The following is an 18559-nucleotide window of genomic DNA, read 5'->3' as shown; positions in this document are numbered from 1 at the left end:
TAAACGCGGGTGTGCTATGCCACGCCGTTACTCGGCGTCGTAAGCGGCAGCCAGCAGGTGGACCGCCTGGGCGAATGTTGCGCCTTGGGATTTGGCTGCCGCGGCATAATCTGCCGCGGCCTCGGACAGCGCACCCCAACGCTCGTCGCGGGCGCAGACCACCGTCCCGTTGCGACCCTTGGTGGCGACGACGCCCGCAGCTTCGAGCTCCTTGTACGCCCGCGCCACGGTATGGGGTGCGACGCCGAGGGTTTCGGCAAGGCTCCGCACCGCCGGCAGCCGTGTGCCGGGAGCGAGCTTCCCCTGGTCCGCCTGCTCGATCACATGCAGCCTCAGCTGCTCGAAGAGGGCCACGGAGCTGCCGGTGTTCGGTTTCCACCGCCCCGGGAAGGCATCGGCGGTCACAGGCCCGACTCCCGGTAGCGCTGCTGGCCCGCGGCGTGCCTTCCGCGCTGCCGGCGGACCGCGCCGAGTTCGGGGTCCAGGCCGCGGAATTGGGCCTCATACAGGTGCCTGTAATGGCCGTCCACGGACAGCAGGCTGCTGTGCGTCCCCTGTTCAACAATGCGTCCGTGATCCATGACCAGAATTAGATCAGCGTCACGCACTGTGGACAACCTGTGCGCAATGATGAAGCTTGTCTTGCCGTGCCGCAGCCGGTTCATTGCGAGCTTAATCTGCATCTCGGTCCGGGTGTCCACGGAACTCGTTGCCTCGTCCAGGATCAGGACGCTCCGGTCGGCGAGCCGAGCACGGGCGATGGTGATCAGTTGCCGCTGGCCCTGGCTCAGCGAATCGCCGTCGTCTCCCAGGACCGTGCTGTAGCCGGCGGGCAGCGACCTGACGAAGTGGTCCACGTGGCTGGCCTCGGCCGCTGCCAGTATGTGGTCATCATCCGCCCCCGGCGAGCCATATTCGATGTTTTCGCGCACGGTGCCGCTGAACAGCCAGACGTCCTGCATGACCACGGAGAAGTTGGACCGCAGCGCGTCCACGGGGACCGTGGCGATGTCCGTGCCGTCAATCGTGATGCGGCCCGAATCCAGTTCGTAGAAGCGCATGAGGAGGTTAAACTACGGTGGTCTTGCCCGCACCCGTGTGGCCCACGATGGCCACCGTCTGGCCCGGCAGGACGGAGAAGGACAGCCCACTGAGGGCCGGCATCCCCGGGGTGTACGCGAAGGAGACGTTCTCGAAGTCAATCCGGCCGCGCAGGTTCTCCTGGTGGACCGGAACGCCGTCCTCGCGTGGAACCTCAGGCTCGTCGAGCAGGGCGAAGACCCGCTCAGCCGAGGCCGCGCAGGACTGCATGAGCGTGAGCATGCCGCCAATTTGCCCCATTGGCTGGGTGAACAGGCGGCTGAACTGGATGAACGCCTGGATGCCACCGATGGTCATTGCCCCGGCCGCCACCTGCAGGGCGCCCACCACGGCCACGGCCACGTAGTTGAGGTTGGCGACGAAGACCATCAGCGGCTGCACGGCTCCCGAGACGAACTGGGCGCGCGCGCTGGCGCGGGCCAACCGGTCGTTGCCGTGGCCGAAGATGGCCGACGCCGTGTCCTGCTGCCCGAACGCCTTGATCACCTCGTGTCCGGTGATGAATTCCTCGACGTGGGCGTTCAGCTCACCGGTGGATGACCACTGGGCGGCGAAATAGGCCTGGGACTGGCGGGCCATGAAGACTGTTATCAGCGTGGACACGGGAACGGACACCAGGGCGATAGCGGCCAGCAGCGGCGAGATCCACAGCATCATGGCCAGCGAGCCGCACAGCATTAGCACGGACATGATCAGCTGCGTGAGCAGCTGGTTGAGGGCCTGGGAGATGTTGTCGACGTCGTTCGTGGCCCGGCTGAGGACATCGCCCCTGGCCTGCTCGTGGAAGTGCGACGACGGCAGGCGGTGCAGCTTGTCCTCGACGGCGGCGCGGAGGCTGAAGACGAGCCGCTGCACCGCGTGGGCGGTCAGCATGCCCTGGACCCAGTTGAAGACGGAGGTCCCGACATACATCAGCGATACCACGCCCAGCAGCGCGGCCAGCCTGCCGGCGTCGAACGTTCCGTGCATGAAACCGTCGACGACGACGTCGGTGGCGTCACCGAGGAGCTTGGGAGCCGCCACGTTGAGGGCGGCGAAGCCGCAGGTGGCCGCGACGGCCAGGGCCATCCTTCCTCTGGACGGCCGCAGCAGGCCCAGCAGGCGTTTGGCTGCCGGCAGGAAACTGCCGGTGGCGCGCCTGGCCGCGTGGGTGCCCCTCATGTCCGCCCGCTGCTCATGGCTGCTCGTCCAGGGCAAGCTGGGATTCGGCGATCTCCCGGTAGGTGGGCGACGATCCTAGCAGTTCGGCGTGGGTCCCCTGGGCAATCAGCCGGCCTTCCTCCAGCACGAGGATGCAGTCCGCGCCCATGATGGTGGGAATGCGTTCGGCCACCAGGAGCACCGTGGCTGCTTCCAGCGTGGGCGCCATTGCCTCCCGGACCGCGGCCTCGGTGGCATAGTCCAGGGCGGAAAAACTGTCGTCAAAGAGGTAGAGGTCCGCGGCGCGGAGCATGGCGCGGGCGATGCAGAGACGCTGCCGCTGCCCGCCCGAAAGCCCGGCCCCGCCCTGGGCGACGGCCGCATGGAGGCCGTCCGGGAGCCGGCGCACGAAGTCCCCGGCCTGCGCCAGCTGCAGGGCCTGCCACAGCTCGTCCTCGGTGGCCTCCGGCGCGGCCATCCGCAGATTGCTCGCCACGGTGCCCGAGAAGAGATAGGAATGCTGGGGCACCATGGAGATCCGCGCCCGCAGCCGGTCGGCGGGCTGGGTCCTGACGTCGGTTCCCCCCAACCGGACTTCGCCGGACGTGGCATTCAGGAACCGTGGCAGGAGATTCAGCAGTGTGGTCTTGCCGCTGCCGGTGGCCCCAATGATGGCCGTGGTGGTGCCCGGGACTGCGGTAAAGGAGATGTCGGCCAGGACGGGGGACTCCGCCCCGGGGTAGGCGAACCAGACGTGGCTGAACTCCACTCCCCCGCCGACGGGCCGGGCCCCGCCGTCAGCGGCACCCGGCTTCGGCGGGGCCTGCGCCGCGGCGCCGGGACGGGTCCCGGCGCGTTCCGCCGGGCCGGCCAGGCCCAGAGCCGGGGTGAGATCCAGGACATCCTGGATCCGTTCAGCGCAGACAGCCGCGCGCGGTGCGGTGCTGAGTACGTACATGGCCATCATGATGGCCAGCAGGATCTGCAGGATGTAGGCGATGAAGGCCGTGAGGGCGCCCACCTCCATGCTGCCGCTGGTGATCAGGTGGCCGCCGAACCAGACCACGGCCACCGAGGAGAGGTTCACTACGATCATGATCATCGGCAGCATGCCGGCCACCAGGAGGGCGGACTGGAGGTTGTTCCGCGTCAGCTTCCGGTTAGCTTCCGCGAAGCGGGCCGCCTCGTGCTTCTGCCGGACGAAGCCGCGGATGACGTTGACGCCGATGATCTGTTCGCGGAGAATCCGGGTGATGCCGTCGATGAGTGCCTGCCCCGTCCGGTAGAGCGGGATGAGGCGGCGCACGATCAGGTACATGATGAGCACCAGCAGCGGGACTATGACAATGACGACGGCGGACAGGGAAGCGTTTTGCTGGACGGCCAGGATGATTCCGCCGATGCCCATGACCGGCGCCGCTGCGAGCATGGTGAAGACCAGGACCGCAAAGGTCTGGATCTGCTGGACGTCGTTGGTGGATCTGGTGACGAGGCTGGCCGTCCCGAATGTCCCGATCTCCTGGGACGACATGGCCTGGACCTGGGAGAACAGCTCGCGCCGCAGGCGGTGGCCGATCTTCATGGCGACATCGGCCCCGAGGTACCCTGCGCCCAGGGCGGCCGCAGCCTGCAAAGCGGTGAGCACCATCATCCAGCCGCCCAGTCCCAGGATCACCCCGGGCTGGTTGGCGAGGATCCCGTCGTCGATGATGCTCGCGTTCAGCGTCGGTAACAGCAGGTTTCCGGCGGTCTGCACCACCTGCAGCGCGATGATCGCCCAGACAGCCGTCCGGTGTTCACCCAGGAGGCGGAGCATCAGGCCGAAAAGCACCGCGCCTCCTTCATCGCCTGGGCGTATGGGAGCCTGGGTCGGCCCCCAATAACCGCTTGGCCATTGTAAGCCAGATCACATCGGACCGCGCGGGAGGTGGCGGGACGGGTGGCGCGCCGTGCCGGGAGCATGCTGCGTTAGAGCTTGCGGGCCACTGCAAAGATCCTGCGGAACGGGTACACCGTGCCGTGCGGAGTTGGCGGGTAGGCCTCGGTCAGCCGTGCGCCGTATTCGGCCTCGAACGCGGCGGCGTCCTCCGGCGACAGCGCGGCCAGCACGGGCCGTAGGCCTGCGCCCCGCACCCAGTCCAGCACCGGGTTTTCGCCGGTGAGCACCTGCTGGTAGGTGGTTTCCCACGCGTCGGCCGTGCACCCGGCGTCGAGCATGATCTCCAGGTAGCGTGCGGGGTGCGCCACCGCCTCATCGTGGCGCAGCACGCCGGCAAGCCTCCCGGCCCACTTCGGTGACTCGGCGACGTCGCGCATCAGGGTGTGGGACGCGGAGGTGAAGTTGCCCGGCACCTGCAGCGCGAACCAGGCTCCCGGTTTCAGCGCCGCCAGCCAGCCGGTCAGCAGTTCCGGGTGCCCGGGGACCCATTGCAGCGCGGCGTTGCTCACCACCACGTCCGTGTCCTCAGAGGGCAGCCAGGAGGCGATGTCGCCGAGGCTGAACTCGAGCCCCGGGGCGGACTGCCGGTGCTGTTCGGCCGTTGCCAGCATCTCGGCTGAGGCATCCAGGCCTACCACGCGGGCGTCAGGCCAGCGGGCTGCGAGCGTGGCGGTCAGGTTTCCTGGGCCGCAGCCCAGGTCCACCACCTGCCGCGGGGCGTCGGCGAGGACGCGGCCGGTCAGGTCAAAGAACGGGCGCTGCCGGTAGTCCCCGAACTGCACGTATTTGGCGGGATCCCACACATGGCCTCCGGTTGTTCGTTGAAGCGTCGCTGAAGCTCACTCAGTAACGTTTGTCCTGGCACAGCGAGCCTAGCGCCGGGCCGGCACGAAACCGTTCAGGGACGCGCTGGCACTAAGCTGGAAGGCAATGAAACTCGTTGAACAGCTCCCCGCCCCGTCCGCACGGATCACCTCCGGAACCGGCGCGGATCCGGACACGCTGTACGAGCGCTTCGTGGAGTGGACCGAGAGCCGCGGCCTGCAGCTCTACCCGGCGCAGGACGAGGCGATCATGGAGCTGGCCTCCGGCGCCAATGTGATCCTGGCGACGCCCACCGGATCAGGCAAGTCCCTGGTCGCAATTGCGGCCCATTTCCAGGCGATGGCCCGGGGCGAGCGCAGCTACTACACCGCACCTATCAAGGCCCTGGTCTCCGAAAAGTTCTTCGCCCTCTGCGAGATCTTCGGGGCGGAGAACGTCGGCATGATCACCGGCGACTCCGGCGTGAACCAGGACGCACCGATCATCTGCTGCACTGCCGAGATCCTGGCCAACACCGCCCTGCGTGAAGGTGCCGCGGCCGAGCTGGGCGCCGTGATCATGGACGAGTTCCACTTCTACTCCGATCCGCAGCGCGGCTGGGCGTGGCAGGTTCCGCTGCTGGAGCTCCCGCAGGCGCAGTTCCTCCTCATGTCCGCCACGCTGGGCGACGTCAGCCGCTTCGAAGCCGGCATGACCGAACTCACCGGACGGCCCACCACCACCGTCAGCTCGGCCGAGCGCCCCATTCCGCTGCACTACTACTACCGTGAGACGCCGGTCCACGAGACCCTCGAAGAACTGCTGGGTACCCGGGAAGTGCCGGTGTACGTGGTGCATTTCAGCCAGGCGGAGGCCATCGAGCGCGCCCAGACGCTGATGAGCATTAACGTGTGCACGCGCGAGGAAAAGGACAAGATCGCCGAGCTCATCGCGAACTTCCGCTTCGCGGCAGGTTTCGGCAAGACGCTGAACCGCCTGGTCCGGCACGGCATCGGGGTGCACCACGCCGGCATGCTGCCCAAGTACCGCCGCCTCGTGGAGCAGCTGGCCCAGGCCGGCCTGCTTAAGGTCATCTGCGGCACGGACACGCTGGGCGTGGGAATCAACGTTCCCATCCGCACCGTTGTGCTCACCGCACTGAGCAAGTACGACGGCGTACGCACCCGCCTGCTCAACTCCCGTGAGTTCCACCAGATTGCCGGACGGGCCGGCCGTGCCGGCTACGATACGGCCGGCACCGTGGCGGTGCAGGCCCCCGAGCACGTGGTGGAGAACGTCAAGGCGATGGCCAAAGCCACCGCGAAGTTCGGCGACGACCAGCGGAAGCTGCGCCAGGTGGTGAAGAAGAAGCCGCCGGAGGGGTTCGTGTCCTGGGGCCAGCCCACCTACAACCGCCTGGTGGACTCCGTTCCGGACCCGCTGACCTCCAGTTTCACCGTGACCCACGCGATGCTCATGAACCTCATGGAGCGTCCGGGCGACCCGTTCGCCGCGGCGCGCCGGCTCCTCACGGAGAACCACGAAGGCCGCCCTTCCCAGCTTCGGCTTATGAAGAAGGCACTGGGGATCTACCGGGAGTTGCTCGCGGCCGAGGTTGTGGAGCGCATCCCGGCTGCGGAGCAGGGAACGGACGGCCGCACGGTGCGCCTGACCGTGCACCTGCAGCCGAACTTTGCCCTGAACCAGCCGCTCTCCCCGTTTGCGCTGGCAGCGCTGGACCTGATGGACCCCGAGTCGCCCTCCTACGCCGTCGACGTCGTCTCTGTGATTGAAGCCACGCTGGAGAAGCCGCGGCAGATCCTGTCCGCCCAACAGAAGAAGGCACGCGGAGAGGCCGTGGCCGCCATGAAGGCGGACGGCATCGAGTACGAGCAGCGGATGGCCATGCTCGACGACGTCACCTATCCCCAGCCGCTCGCGGAAATCCTGGGCGAGGCCTTCGAGGTGTACCGCAAGGCGGCGCCGTGGGTGGGCGATTTTGAACTGGCCCCCAAGTCGATCATCCGGGACATGTACGAGCGCGCCATGAACTTCGGCGAGTTCGTGCAGTTCTACGGCCTGGCCCGCTCCGAGGGCATCGTGCTGCGGTACCTTGCGGACGGCTTCAAGGCGCTCCGGCAGACCGTCCCGCAGGATGCGCTGCGGGAGGACCTCGAGGACCTGATTGCCTGGCTCGGTGAGCTGGTGCGGCAGGTCGACTCCAGCCTGCTGGACGAATGGGAAGAACTGGCCTCCGGTGCCGCCCCGACGCCGCACGACGCACCGCCGCCCCCGCCGCCGTCGCTGACGTCCAACATCCGGGCCTTCCGGGTCATGGTCCGGAACGAGATGTTCCGGCGCGTCGAGCTTTTTGCTGACGAGGACGCCGCTGCCCTGGGCGAGCTCGACGGCGACGCCGGCTGGGACGCCGACCGCTGGGAAGACGTCCTGGACGACTACTTCGACGAGCACGACGACATCGGCACCGGCCCTGACGCACGCGGGCCCGGCCTGCTCATCATCACCGAGGAGCCCGGAGTCTGGAAGGTCCGGCAGATCTTCGATGACCCGGCGGGCAACCATGACTGGGGGATCTCCGCGGAGGTGGATCTGGCCGCCTCGGACGAGACCGGCACAGCGGTGGTTCGGGTGACCGGGGCGAACCGGCTCTGACAGGCGGACCGGGCGCTACGGACCTGTTTAGGCAAACGGACCGGGCGTCCCGTGGAGCGCGATTGCCGCAGTGAACGAATCCGGCAGCCCCACTGACTCCGGATCCACGGTGTCGACCAGCCATCCGTGACCGCTGGCTTCCAGGCAATCCGCCTGCGCCATGCCGGTGGCTAAAGGCACGCCCGTCTGCGCCACGCCCATCAGGGGCACGCCCGTCACAGAAGGCGCGGAGGGTGCCTGCAGGAAGCCCGGCAGCAAGGGAACGGGTCCGGCAACGTCCACCAGAGCCGGGTCGACGGCGGCCAACCCCCTGCCCAGCGCCTTAAGTACTGCCTCCTTGCGCGTCCACAGGAGTGTCTGGAAGCTTGGCCGGAGGGCAGGCTGCACCCTCTGCAGGTGTTCCCGCTCGCGCTCCGAAAGGGCAATCAGCCCGAACCCGTCGAAGCCTGCGGCTGTGCTGCCCTCCAGGTCGACGCCGACCCCCAAAACCCGCTCGTCAGTAGTGGCGGCCAGCAGGCACCAGTCCCCAGCCTGGCTCAGGCTCGCCAAGACAGCCGGACCGGACGGACCGACCTGGTACCGGGGCATGCCGTGCACACGGTCGTCCCTCGTGCACTCCCGGCAAACGTACTCTGCCGGGAGCTGCGCGGCGCCCATCCCTGCAGTTTCGGCGGCGTGGCGCCGCAACGCGATGCGTCCGGCCAGAAACCTGTCCCGCTGAATTCCGGAACCGAACGACGCCGCCCGCTGCCGCTCACCGTCGTCCAAAGTATCGGCCTGCCCGAGGTCTACGCTGGACAGCCTCACGGCAGCCAGACGGACACGGTGAGTTCCCGGCACTGCCGCCCTGTTCGCACCGTCCGCAGAAGGGCTGCTGCACTGTAGATAGGTCATGGGAATCAACAGCCTATACTCCGGCCGCACCCTGCCCTGCGTGCTGCCGCCCTGATCCAGCAAGCGCGGACCCAGTAAGCTCGGACTCATGAGTGTAATCCGTCCCGCCACACCCGCCGACGTTCCCGTTATCCTGCAGTTGATCCACGAGCTGGCTGTCTACGAAAAGGAGCCCGACGCCGTCCGGAACACCCCCGAGATGCTCACCGAGGTGCTCTTCGGCAGCAACCCGCGCGTGTACGCCCACATGGCCGAGAACGAGGCCGGCGACGTGCGTGGCTTCGCACTTTGGTTCCTGAACTACTCTACGTGGGAAGGCGTGCACGGAATCTACCTGGAGGACCTTTACGTCACCCCGGAGGCGCGCGGCGAGGGCCACGGGAAGGCCCTTTTGCAGCATCTGGCGGCGACCGCCGTCGAACGTGGCTACGCGCGCGTGGAATGGAGCGTCCTGGACTGGAACGAACCGTCCATCAACTTTTACCGGAAGCTCGGGGCGTTCCCGATGGAGGAATGGTCCACGTTCCGGCTGACCGGAACGGCGCTGGCAGAGTTCGGTAGCCGCAGCGAGGCCGGTGTCCATGGCTGAGGCAGCACTGGACGCCACAGTACATGCGGGCCCGGTGCATACAGTCCGCGCCCGGCACAACTTCCGCGGCATGCGCACCGCAGAACACTGCTTCACCCTCCCGCTGGACCACTTTCCCGGCCAGGGCGGACAGGACGCAGCCGAGACCATCACAGTCTTCGCCCGCGAGTACGTGTCCGCCGAGCACACGGAGGCAGAAGCCGCCGAACTGCCATGGCTGCTGTATCTTCAGGGCGGTCCCGGCGGGCGCGGCAACCGCTTCGCCTCCTTGGGCGGCTGGAGCAAGGCAGCCGCCAAGGACTTCCGCATCCTGATGCTGGACCAGCGGGGCACCGGCCTGTCCTCCCCCATTGACCGCAATACCCTGCCGTTGCGCGGGGATGCGGCTGCGCAGGCGAGGTACCTTGAGCACTTCCGGGCCGATTCGATCATTGCGGACGCCGAGCTCATCCGCCAGGCGGTCGGCTCGGAGCCGTGGACTGTCTACGGGCAGAGCTATGGCGGCTTCTGCGCGCTTACCTACCTGTCGTTCGCGCCCAGGGGCCTGCGCGAGGTGCTGATCACCGGAGGGCTCGCCCCGCTCACCGGTTCCCCGGAGCGGGTCTACCGCGAGACCTTCAGGCGGGTGGCAGCCCGCAACGCGGAGTACTTCGGCTGGTACCCCGAGGACCGGGAAGCGGTAAACCGCATCGCCACCCACCTCCGCATTACGGCGGAGTACCTCCCGGACGGTTCTCCCCTCACAGTGGAGAGATTCCAGATGGTGGGGTCCTTCCTCGGCGGGAACACCCGGGTGGACACGCTGCACAACCTGCTGGAGGACGCCTTTGTTGAGGCGGCCGGCGGTCCGCGGCTCTCGGATCAGTTCCTGGAGCAGGTCCGCCCCCTGGTCTCGCGGGCAGCCAATCCGCTGTACGCGCTGATGCATGAGTCCATCTACGGCCAGAACGCCGCCACGGGCTGGGCGGCCTGGCGGGTTCTCGAGGAGTTCCCGGAGTTCAGCCCGGACGCTGCCGAGCCGCTCCTGACCGGCGAAATGGTCTACCCGTGGTACTTCGAACAGGACCCTGCCCTTCGCCCGCTGCGGGAAGTGGCGGAACTGCTGGCGGCCAAGGCTGACTGGAAGCCGCTGTATGACACCGCGCAGCTTGCTGCCAACCTCGTGCCCGCGGCGGCCGCAGTCTACCGCGAGGACATCTATGTGGACCACGGGCTCTCCATGGAGACCGCCGCCGCGGTCCGCAAGCTGAACACGTGGGAAACCGGCGAGTTCCACCACGACGGCATCGCGGACGACGGTGAGGCCATCTTCGGCCGCCTGCTCGGCATGGTGCGCTCCGCCCGCTAAGCCCAGCGCCAACAGATCCACAAGCCGCGCGAACTGGCAGGTAATGCCCTCAAAACGGGGATTTGAGGGCATTACCTGCCCGTTCGCGTATCTGACCCGCGACGTTCCGGGAACAAAGCAACCCCGGCCACCAGGTGGCCGGGGTTGCTTTCCGCTGGGACTGGCGGCGGAAGCCTAGTCGACGTCGCTCAGGCTCTTCCGGGCGTCTTCCTCGAGGCGGGCATCCAGCTTGGCCTTCTGCGCGCCGGAGCTCACCAGGCTGGCGATCACGGCGATGATGATGGTGCCGATGATGACCGCGAGGGACACGTACGTCGGGATTTCCGGGGCCCACTCGATGTGGTGCCCGCCGTTGATGAACGGCAGCTCGTTGACGTGCATGGCGTGCAGGATCAGCTTCACGCCGATGAACGCCAGGATGATGGACAGCGCGTGCTTCAGGTAGATGAGGCGGTTCATCAGGCCGCCGAGCAGGAAGTACAGCTGCCGCAGGCCCATCAGGGCGAAGATGTTTGCCGTGAAGACGATGAAGGCGCTCTGTGTCAGGCCGAAGATCGCCGGGATGGAGTCGACCGCGAAGAGCAGGTCGGTCATGCCGATGGTGATGAAGACGATCACCATGGGGGTGAAGACCTTCTTACCGTCCACCGTGGTGCGCAGCTTGCCGCCGTCGAACTTCTCGGACATGGGGATGACCTTGCGGAGCTTGCCGATGAGGGCGTTCTCCTTGTCCTCTTCGTCTTCGCCCTCGTCCTGCGCCTGCTTCCAGGCGGTCCAGAGGAGGAAGGCGCCAAAGATGTAGAAGACCCAGCTGAACTGCTCGATCACGATGGCGCCGAGCATGATGAAGATGCCGCGCAGGACCAGCGCGATGATGATGCCCACCATCAGCACTTCCTGCTGGTACTTACGGGGCACGGAGAAGCGGGCCATGATGATGATGAAGACAAACAGGTTGTCGATGCTGAGGCTGTACTCAGTCACCCAGCCGGCCACGAACTGGCTGCCGTACTCGGGTCCCGTGAACGCGAACATGGCACCGGCGAACACGAGGGCCAGTGCCACGTAGAAGGCCACCCAGAGGCCGGCTTCCTTCATGGAGGGCTCATGCGGGCGGCGCACTACCAGAAGCAGGTCCATGAGGAGGATGATGCCGAGGACGACGAACGAGCCGACCTCGAACCAGACGGGAAGTTCCACAAAAATGCCTTTCGCAGGGTACAGAAAACCGGTGTAAGTCTCTCCGGCGAACCTGTGCACTTGGTGCTGATGTGGCTGCCCGCTACGCCCGGCAGGGCATCGGTGCCCTGCGTGTTGACGTTCGTAGCGCTTGGGATACTCCCCTACGTGACCTCAACTTTACCCTAGAGGCGCGGTCCACCGCGCCAGGTGAGGCCCGATGCGCCGCGGGCCGTCCGATGGGCCAGGTGCCGCCCCGCGCCCGCGCCACCTGATCCAACAGTGGCTAGGCGTGCCCGGCCGACTGCATCTGCCGCAGTTCCTTCTTGAGCTCGGACACTTCGTCGCGGATCCGGGCGGCCACTTCGAACTGCAGGTCGGCGGCCGCTCCGTGCATCTGCTCGGTGAGCTGCGCGATCAGGCCCACCAGGTCCTCGGCAGGCGCCGCCGCCAGGCCGTCGGCGCGGACCATGGCCGCGCCCTTCTTGGCCCCCTTGCCGGTCTTAGCCGCTGAGGTAATACCGCGCTTGCCCTTGCCGTAGTCGAAGCTGCCCAACAGCGCATCGGTGTCCGCGTCTTCCTTGGCCAGCTGGTCCGTGATGTCGGCGATCTTCTTCCGCAGCGGTTGCGGATCGATTCCGTTTTCCGTGTTGTAGGCCACCTGGATGGCGCGCCGCCGGTTGGTTTCATCGATGGCATGGGCCATGGAGTCGGTAATCCGGTCCGCGTACATGTGGACCTGGCCCGAGACGTTGCGCGCGGCACGGCCGATGGTCTGGATGAGGGACGTGGACGAGCGCAGGAAGCCTTCCTTGTCCGCGTCAAGGATGCTCACCAAGGAGACCTCCGGCAGGTCAAGGCCTTCCCGGAGCAGATTGATGCCCACCAGGACGTCGAACACACCCATCCGGAGTTCGCGGAGCAGCTCAACACGCCGCAGCGTGTCGACGTCGGAGTGCAGGTACTCCACCTTGATGCCATGGCCGAGGAGGTAGTCGGTGAGGTCCTCCGCCATCCGCTTGGTCAGTGTGGTGACCAGGACGCGTTCGTTCTTCTCCGTCCGGGTCTTTATCTCTCCCAGCAGGTCGTCGATCTGGCCTTTAGTAGGCTTGACCACCACCTCGGGGTCGATCAGGCCGGTGGGCCGGATGATCTGCTGGACGAACCCGTCCGCCTTGCCCAGTTCGTATTTGCCGGGCGTGGCGGACAAGTAGACGGTCTGGCCTACGCGCTCCAGGAACTCGTCCCATTTCAACGGGCGGTTGTCCATGGCGGAGGGCAGCCGGAAGCCGAAGTCCACGAGGTTCCGCTTGCGGGACATGTCGCCTTCGTACATGGCGCCGATCTGGGGGACGGTGACGTGGGATTCATCGATCACCAGCAGGAAGTCGTCCGGGAAGTAGTCCAGGAGGCAGTGCGGAGCCGTACCGGGGGCACGGCCGTCAATGTGCGACGAGTAGTTCTCGATGCCGTTGCAGAAGCCCATCTGCTGCATCATCTCGAGGTCGTACGTGGTGCGCATCCGCAGCCGCTGCGATTCAACGAGCTTGTTCTGGCTTTCCAGGACCTTCAGCCGGTCGGCGAGTTCGTCCTCGATCCGCTTGATGGCCCGGGCCATACGCTCGGGTCCGGCAACATAGTGCGAGGCCGGGAAGACATACATTTCCTCCTCGTCCCGGATCACTTCACCGGTCAGCGGGTGCAACGTGTGGATGTTCTCAATCTCGTCCCCGAAAAACTCGATCCTGATGGCCAGTTCCTCGTACATGGGGATGATTTCCACGGTATCGCCGCGGACACGGAAGGTGCCGCGGTGGAAGTCCATGTCATTACGCACGTACTGCATGGAAACGAACTTCCGGAGCAAATGGTCCCGGTTCATTTCGTCGCCCTTGCGCAGCGTCACCATGCCGGCGATGTACTCTTCCGGCGTACCGAGGCCGTAGATGCAGGACACCGTGGCCACCACGATCACGTCGCGGCGGGTCAGCAGGGCGTTGGTGGCGGAGTGCCGGAGCCGCTCCACTTCCTCATTGATGGAGGAGTCCTTCTCGATGAAGGTGTCCGTCTGCGCCACATACGCCTCAGGCTGGTAGTAGTCGTAGTAGGAGACGAAGTACTCCACGGCGTTGTTGGGCAGCAGCTCCCGGAACTCGTTGGCCAGCTGGGCAGCCAGGGTCTTGTTCTGGACCATCACCAGCGTGGGCCGCTGGATCTGTTCCACCAGCCACGCCGTAGTGGCGCTCTTACCGGTGCCGGTGGCACCGAGCAGCACCACGTCCTTTTCACCGTTCTTGATACGCTCGGTGAGTTCGGCGATGGCCGCCGGCTGGTCACCGGCCGGCTTGAACTCGCTGATGACCTCGAAGGGCGCGACGACTCGGTTGACCTCCTGCGCAAGACTCATGCATCTAATCTACAGCCGGGCACTGACAGGAACTCCTGATTCCGCTTTGGGCTGTACTGGGTTCAGCGCTGACCCGCGCTGGCGGAGCGGGAAACGTACGACGGCGGCTGCCAGCCGCTGCTTTCGGCCCACCGTTCCATTCCGGGAGCCCCGACGTCGCGGAACCAGGCCTCTTTGCCGTCGGCGTAGCCGGACGTGTTGGCGTCGGCGGCATGCAGGGCGGCCACCCTGCGCTTCTCCGCGGCATACTCCTCCCGTGCCGCTGGTTCGGCGCGCAGCCAGTCGCGGAAGCAGAGCGCGAACCGCCAGCCGGGCGAACCGGCCACCCTGACATGAAGATTCACCGGACGGGCCGGATCGGCGTTGCCGTGCAGGCGCTTGGACCAGGCAGCGGGGTCAAAGGGCCCGTGGGGGCTGTCCATCAGGACGCCCGGCCAGAGCGGGAAGCCCGCGGCAGCCAGCAGGGGCGCAATCCGGTCCGCCGTCGCTAGATCAACGACCGCAAGCTGCAGGTCGATGACGTCCTTCGCCTCGAGGCCGGGAACCGACGTCGACCCGATGTGGTCCACGGCCAGCACGTCCTCCGGGGCGGCAGCCTTTAGCCGCTCCGCCAGGCCGGCAGCCTGGCGCGGCCAATCGGCGTCCGGGGCCACCAGGAGCGGGGCGCCGCTGCGGCCGGCCACCGCGGCCTGGCTGATGTTCCGCGCGAAGGGCACGAGCCGCCCGTCCCACAGCCCGTCCACCAAAGACAGCAGTTCCTCGCGCGTACCGGCGTTGGGAAGGACCACGTCCGCAGCGGCGAGCCGGTCCTGGCGGGACGCCTGGGCGGCCATCCGTGAACGGGCGTCCGCTTCAGTCATCCCGCGGTGCCCGGTCATACGCTCTAGCCGGACATCCTCGGGCGCATCCACCACCAGCACGAGGTGGAAGTTCTTCTGCTGTCCGGTTTCCACCAGGAGCGGGATGTCCTGGACCACCACCGCGTCCGCCGGTGCGGCCGCAATCACCGCCGCGGCGCGCGCGCGCACCAGCGGATGGACGATGCCATTGAGCTCGGCACGCCGTTCCGGCTCCTGGAACACGATGGCCCCGAGGCGCGGCCGGTCGAGCCTCCCCTCGCCGTCGAGGATGTCCGGACCAAACGCTTCCACGACGGCGGCCAGCCCAGGAGTTCCCGGTTCCACCACTTCACGGGCGATCGCGTCGGCATCGACGAGTACCGCCCCCAGTTCTTCCAGGCGCGTTGCCACCAAGGACTTCCCCGAGGCGATGCCGCCCGTCAACCCAATCTTCAGCACTCCCCAAGACTAATCCCCACCGCCTCCCTAACCTCGCTCCGCTCGGACAGGGCACCCTGGCGGCGTGGGCCCATGTCCTAGACTTGGGCGGTGCAAGAGCATGAGAGCAGGGCCTCCGCGTACACCACGCTGGCTGCCGGAGACGGCTTCCGCCATGAGATCGAGATCAAGCGCTCCCGGTTCATCACCGTCATGCGCCGTGCGGGGACCGAAGAGGATGCCCGCGCGTTGGTGTCTGAACTCCGCCGTGAGTTCCATGACGCCCGGCACCACTGCTCCGCGTTTGTTCTGGGGCCGGACCGGGACATCCAGCGATCCAGCGACGACGGCGAACCCTCCGGCACCGCCGGAATCCCGATGCTGGAGGCCCTGCTCCGGCGGGAAACCGCACCCGGGGTGACGGACCTCAGTGACGTAAGTGCCGTCGTCGTGCGCTACTTCGGCGGGATCCTGCTGGGGGCCGGCGGGCTGGTGCGCGCGTACTCCGAATCAGTTGCGACGGCGCTGGAGCTGGCACCGCTGGTGCAGCGCCGGCGGCTGCGGATCTGTGCCGTCCGCGTACCCCACGCCGCGGCAGGGCGTCTCGAGAATGACCTGCGCAGCGCGGGCTATGCGATGGCAGAGACCGGCTACGAAGCCCAGTCCACGGTGCTGCGCCTCGCGCTGCCGGACGCGCCCGAAGACCTGGCCGCGGCGGCCGACCGGCTGGCCGCCCTGACCGCCGGAAGTGCGGCCCTCCAGCGAGAGGACCCGGAGTGGATTGACGTTCCGCACTGACGGTAGCCAAGACGGGCGGCTGGCAGAAAGAATCATCAGCTTGCTTATGACTTTGCGCTTTTCTAGGGTGGACCTGTAAGGCACCACACGGAAAAGGAGGACGCATGTCAGAGCACGACATCACCGGCAGGAGGGTTGCCTTCCTGCTGACGGACGGCGTGGAGCAGGTTGAACTGACCAGCCCGTGGGACGCCGTGAAGAACGCCGGCGGCGAACCTGTCCTGGTGGCTCCGAAGAACGGAAAGCTCCAGGGTTTTGAGGGCGTCGAAAAGGGCGATACCTTCGACGTCGACCTGACCCTGAAGGACGCAAACGCCGCGGACTTCCACGCACTGGTGATCCCGGGCGGCGTGGTGAACGCAGACCACCTCAGGGTGGACAAGGATGCGCAGGCGTTTGCCCGCAGCTTCTTTGAACAGCACAAGCCGGTGGCGGCCATCTGCCATGGCCCCTGGCTGCTCATCGATGCGGGCGTCGTCAAGGGCAGGAACCTCACTTCCTACCACACGCTGGCCACGGACCTGCGGAACGCGGGCGCCAACTGGAGCGACCAGGAAGTCGTGGTGGACCAGGGCTTCGTGACCAGCAGGAAGCCAGACGACCTTCCCGCATTCAACGACAAGGTGCTGGAGGAGATCGCCGAAGGCGAGCACGCCGGCCAGACCGCCTGACACCGCCTATTCAGGCAACCGGCTCCACAACCCGCCGGTAAACAAAAAGGTGGCCGCCCCCTCTCGGGGACGGCCACCTTTTCAGTGGCAATTAGCTAATGCCGGGCAATTAGTTGCCGGTCAGCTTCTCGCGCAGAGCGGCAAGCGCCTCGTCCGAAGCAAGCGTGCCTGCACCGGAATCGGTGGCAGCCGGCTCGGAGGAGTAGCTGGTGGTGCCGGAGTCGCTCTCACCGGACGTTGCTGCAGCAGCGTCGTCGGCAGCGTGCTGGGAAACCTGCTTCTTGTGGGCTTCCCAGCGGGTCTGGGCGTCAGCGTACTGCTGCTCCCAGGCGGCGCGCTGGTTCTCGTAGCCTTCAAGCCACTCGTTGGACTCCGGGTCGAAGCCCTCCGGGTACTTGTAGTTGCCCTCTTCGTCGTACTCTGCGGCCATGCCGTACAGAGCGGGATCGAACTCGGTGCTGTCGGCGTCAACGCCCTCGTTCGCCTGCTTGAGGGAGAGGGAGATGCGGCGGCGCTCGAGGTCGATGTCGATGACCTTGACGAACAGTTCGTCGCCAACGGAGACAACCTGCTCAGCCAGCTCAACGTGGCGGACAGCCAGTTCGGAGATGTGAACGAGGCCTTCGATGCCGTCTTCGACGCGAACGAACGCACCGAACGGAACGAGCTTGGTGACCTTACCCGGAACAACCTGGCCGAGGGCGTGGGTGCGGGCGAAGGTCTGCCACGGATCTTCCTGCGTAGCCTTGAGCGACAGGGAAACGCGCTCGCGGTCCAGGTCGACCTCGAGGACCTCGACGGTGACTTCCTGGCCGACTTCGACAACCTCGGACGGGTGGTCGATGTGCTTCCAGGACAGCTCGGAAACGTGAACGAGGCCGTCTACGCCGCCCAGGTCCACGAAGGCACCGAAGTTGACGATGGAGGAAACGACGCCGGGACGGACCTGGCCCTTTTCCAGCTTGTTGAGGAACGTGGAGCGGACCTCGGACTGGGTCTGCTCGAGCCATGCACGGCGGGACAGGACGACGTTGTTGCGGTTCTTGTCCAGCTCGATGATCTTGGCTTCGATCTGCTGACCGATGTACGGAGCCAGGTCGCGCACACGGCGCATCTCGACGAGGGATGCGGGCAGGAAGCCGCGCAGACCGATGTCGAGGATAAGACCACCCTTGACAACCTCGATGACGGTACCGGTGACAACACCGTCTTCTTCCTTGACCTTCTCGATGTCGCCCCAGGCACGCTCGTACTGAGCACGCTTCTTGGAGAGGATCAGGCGGCCTTCTTTGTCTTCCTTGGTGAGCACCAGGGCTTCGACCTGATCGCCAACGGAGACGACGTCTCCGGGGTCAACGTCGTGCTTGATGGAAAGCTCGCGGGAGGGAATGACACCTTCGGTCTTGTAACCGATGTCGAGCAGAACTTCGTCGCGGTCGACCTTGACGACGGTACCTTCGACGAGGTCTCCGTCGTTGAAGTACTTGATGGTCGCGTCGACAGCTGCGAGGAAGTCCTCAGCGGTACCGATGTCGTTGATCGCGACTACGGGGGTACCGGGCTTCTCGGTGGAGGTGATGGTCATGTAGTAGGGGCTCCGTTGTGGATAGTTAGTCGGTCAGGCAAACCGCCGCGCCTGCGTTATGGAACGCAGGCGCAGGTGCGGGCACTTCGCAGGGAAGTGCCTGGTCATCCTGATTTTGTGGATTAAAGAAAAAGCATGCACGTAGTACACGCCC

At 66.3% G+C, this 18559-nt stretch carries 13 protein-coding genes and 1 pseudogene; 5 read left to right on the top strand and 9 right to left on the bottom strand.

The window, feature by feature from the left end:
• Positions 1–27 precede the first annotated feature (27 nt).
• The 4 genes and pseudogenes from ACHMXB_RS06130 to ACHMXB_RS06115 form a co-directional block, all read right to left on the bottom strand.
• Complete coding sequence (locus ACHMXB_RS06130; RefSeq protein ID WP_395403674.1) at positions 28–405, bottom strand: GntR family transcriptional regulator; 378 nt, start codon at positions 403–405, stop codon at positions 28–30.
• Positions 402–2262 (bottom strand): annotated as a pseudogene (locus tag ACHMXB_RS06125) (ABC transporter ATP-binding protein). The gene ACHMXB_RS06130 and the pseudogene ACHMXB_RS06125 overlap by 4 nt, the downstream one beginning before the upstream one ends.
• Before the next feature lie 13 nt (positions 2263–2275).
• Complete coding sequence (locus tag ACHMXB_RS06120; protein ID WP_395403672.1) at positions 2276–4072, bottom strand: ABC transporter ATP-binding protein; 1797 nt, start codon at positions 4070–4072, stop codon at positions 2276–2278.
• Between the two features lie 137 nt (positions 4073–4209).
• On the bottom strand, positions 4210–4983 hold the full coding sequence (locus tag ACHMXB_RS06115) for a trans-aconitate 2-methyltransferase (RefSeq protein WP_395403670.1): 774 nt from the start codon (positions 4981–4983) through the stop codon (positions 4210–4212).
• A 127-nt stretch (positions 4984–5110) separates the two neighbouring features.
• On the opposite strand from ACHMXB_RS06115, the gene ACHMXB_RS06110 reads away from it, so the two are divergent.
• The gene (locus tag ACHMXB_RS06110) at positions 5111–7657 is read left to right on the top strand and encodes a DEAD/DEAH box helicase (RefSeq protein ID WP_395403668.1); all 2547 of its coding nucleotides are present in this window, start codon (positions 5111–5113) and stop codon (positions 7655–7657) included.
• Positions 7658–7684: 27 nt separating this feature from the next.
• Here ACHMXB_RS06110 and ACHMXB_RS06105 read toward each other — a convergent pair whose 3' ends face one another.
• Positions 7685–8464, bottom strand: coding sequence for a 4'-phosphopantetheinyl transferase family protein (locus ACHMXB_RS06105; RefSeq protein ID WP_395403666.1), 780 nt, complete (start codon positions 8462–8464; stop codon positions 7685–7687).
• 175 nt (positions 8465–8639) lie between these two features.
• On the opposite strand from ACHMXB_RS06105, the gene ACHMXB_RS06100 reads away from it, so the two are divergent.
• Together ACHMXB_RS06100 and ACHMXB_RS06095 are read left to right on the top strand one after the other, a co-directional pair.
• Positions 8640–9140 carry a GNAT family N-acetyltransferase gene (locus ACHMXB_RS06100; protein WP_111902609.1) on the top strand — a complete coding sequence of 167 codons (501 nt, stop codon included), beginning with the start codon at positions 8640–8642 and terminating at the stop codon, positions 9138–9140.
• Entirely contained in the window at positions 9133–10488 is a 1356-nt protein-coding gene (locus ACHMXB_RS06095) for an alpha/beta fold hydrolase (protein ID WP_395403664.1), read from the top strand. Before ACHMXB_RS06100 ends, ACHMXB_RS06095 begins: the two co-directional genes overlap by 8 nt.
• 174 nt (positions 10489–10662) lie before the next feature.
• Here ACHMXB_RS06095 and ACHMXB_RS06090 read toward each other — a convergent pair whose 3' ends face one another.
• The 3 genes from ACHMXB_RS06090 to coaE all read right to left on the bottom strand — a co-directional run bounded on the left by ACHMXB_RS06090 (position 10663) and on the right by coaE (position 15372).
• On the bottom strand, positions 10663–11688 hold the full coding sequence (locus tag ACHMXB_RS06090) for a TerC family protein (protein WP_395403662.1): 1026 nt from the start codon (positions 11686–11688) through the stop codon (positions 10663–10665).
• 265 nt (positions 11689–11953) lie between these two features.
• Positions 11954–14074 carry an excinuclease ABC subunit UvrB gene (gene uvrB, locus ACHMXB_RS06085; protein WP_395403660.1) on the bottom strand — a complete coding sequence of 707 codons (2121 nt, stop codon included), beginning with the start codon at positions 14072–14074 and terminating at the stop codon, positions 11954–11956.
• Between the two features lie 62 nt (positions 14075–14136).
• Positions 14137–15372 (bottom strand): dephospho-CoA kinase, encoded by a 1236-nt coding sequence (coaE, locus tag ACHMXB_RS06080; protein ID WP_395403658.1) that lies wholly within the window; start codon positions 15370–15372, stop codon positions 14137–14139.
• 90 nt (positions 15373–15462) lie between these two features.
• Between coaE and ACHMXB_RS06075 the strand changes: the two genes are divergently transcribed.
• Positions 15463–16149: an IMPACT family protein gene (locus ACHMXB_RS06075; protein WP_395403656.1), complete on the top strand. Its 687-nt coding sequence runs from the start codon at positions 15463–15465 to the stop codon at positions 16147–16149.
• A gap of 104 nt (positions 16150–16253) precedes the next feature.
• A complete protein-coding gene (locus ACHMXB_RS06070) occupies positions 16254–16820 on the top strand; it encodes a type 1 glutamine amidotransferase domain-containing protein (protein WP_395403654.1) in 567 nt (188 codons plus the stop codon).
• Positions 16821–16929: 109 nt separating this feature from the next.
• On the opposite strand, the gene rpsA is transcribed toward ACHMXB_RS06070, so the two are convergent.
• A complete protein-coding gene (gene rpsA, locus ACHMXB_RS06065; RefSeq protein WP_102974277.1) occupies positions 16930–18405 on the bottom strand; it encodes a 30S ribosomal protein S1 in 1476 nt (491 codons plus the stop codon).
• Positions 18406–18559 lie beyond the last annotated feature (154 nt).

The organism is Arthrobacter sp. UC242_113 (assembly GCF_044054585.1).
Taxonomy (GTDB): domain Bacteria; phylum Actinomycetota; class Actinomycetes; order Actinomycetales; family Micrococcaceae; genus Arthrobacter.
The sequence above is the reverse complement of the archived record's forward strand: the minus strand, read 5'-3'. Positions and strand labels throughout refer to the sequence as shown.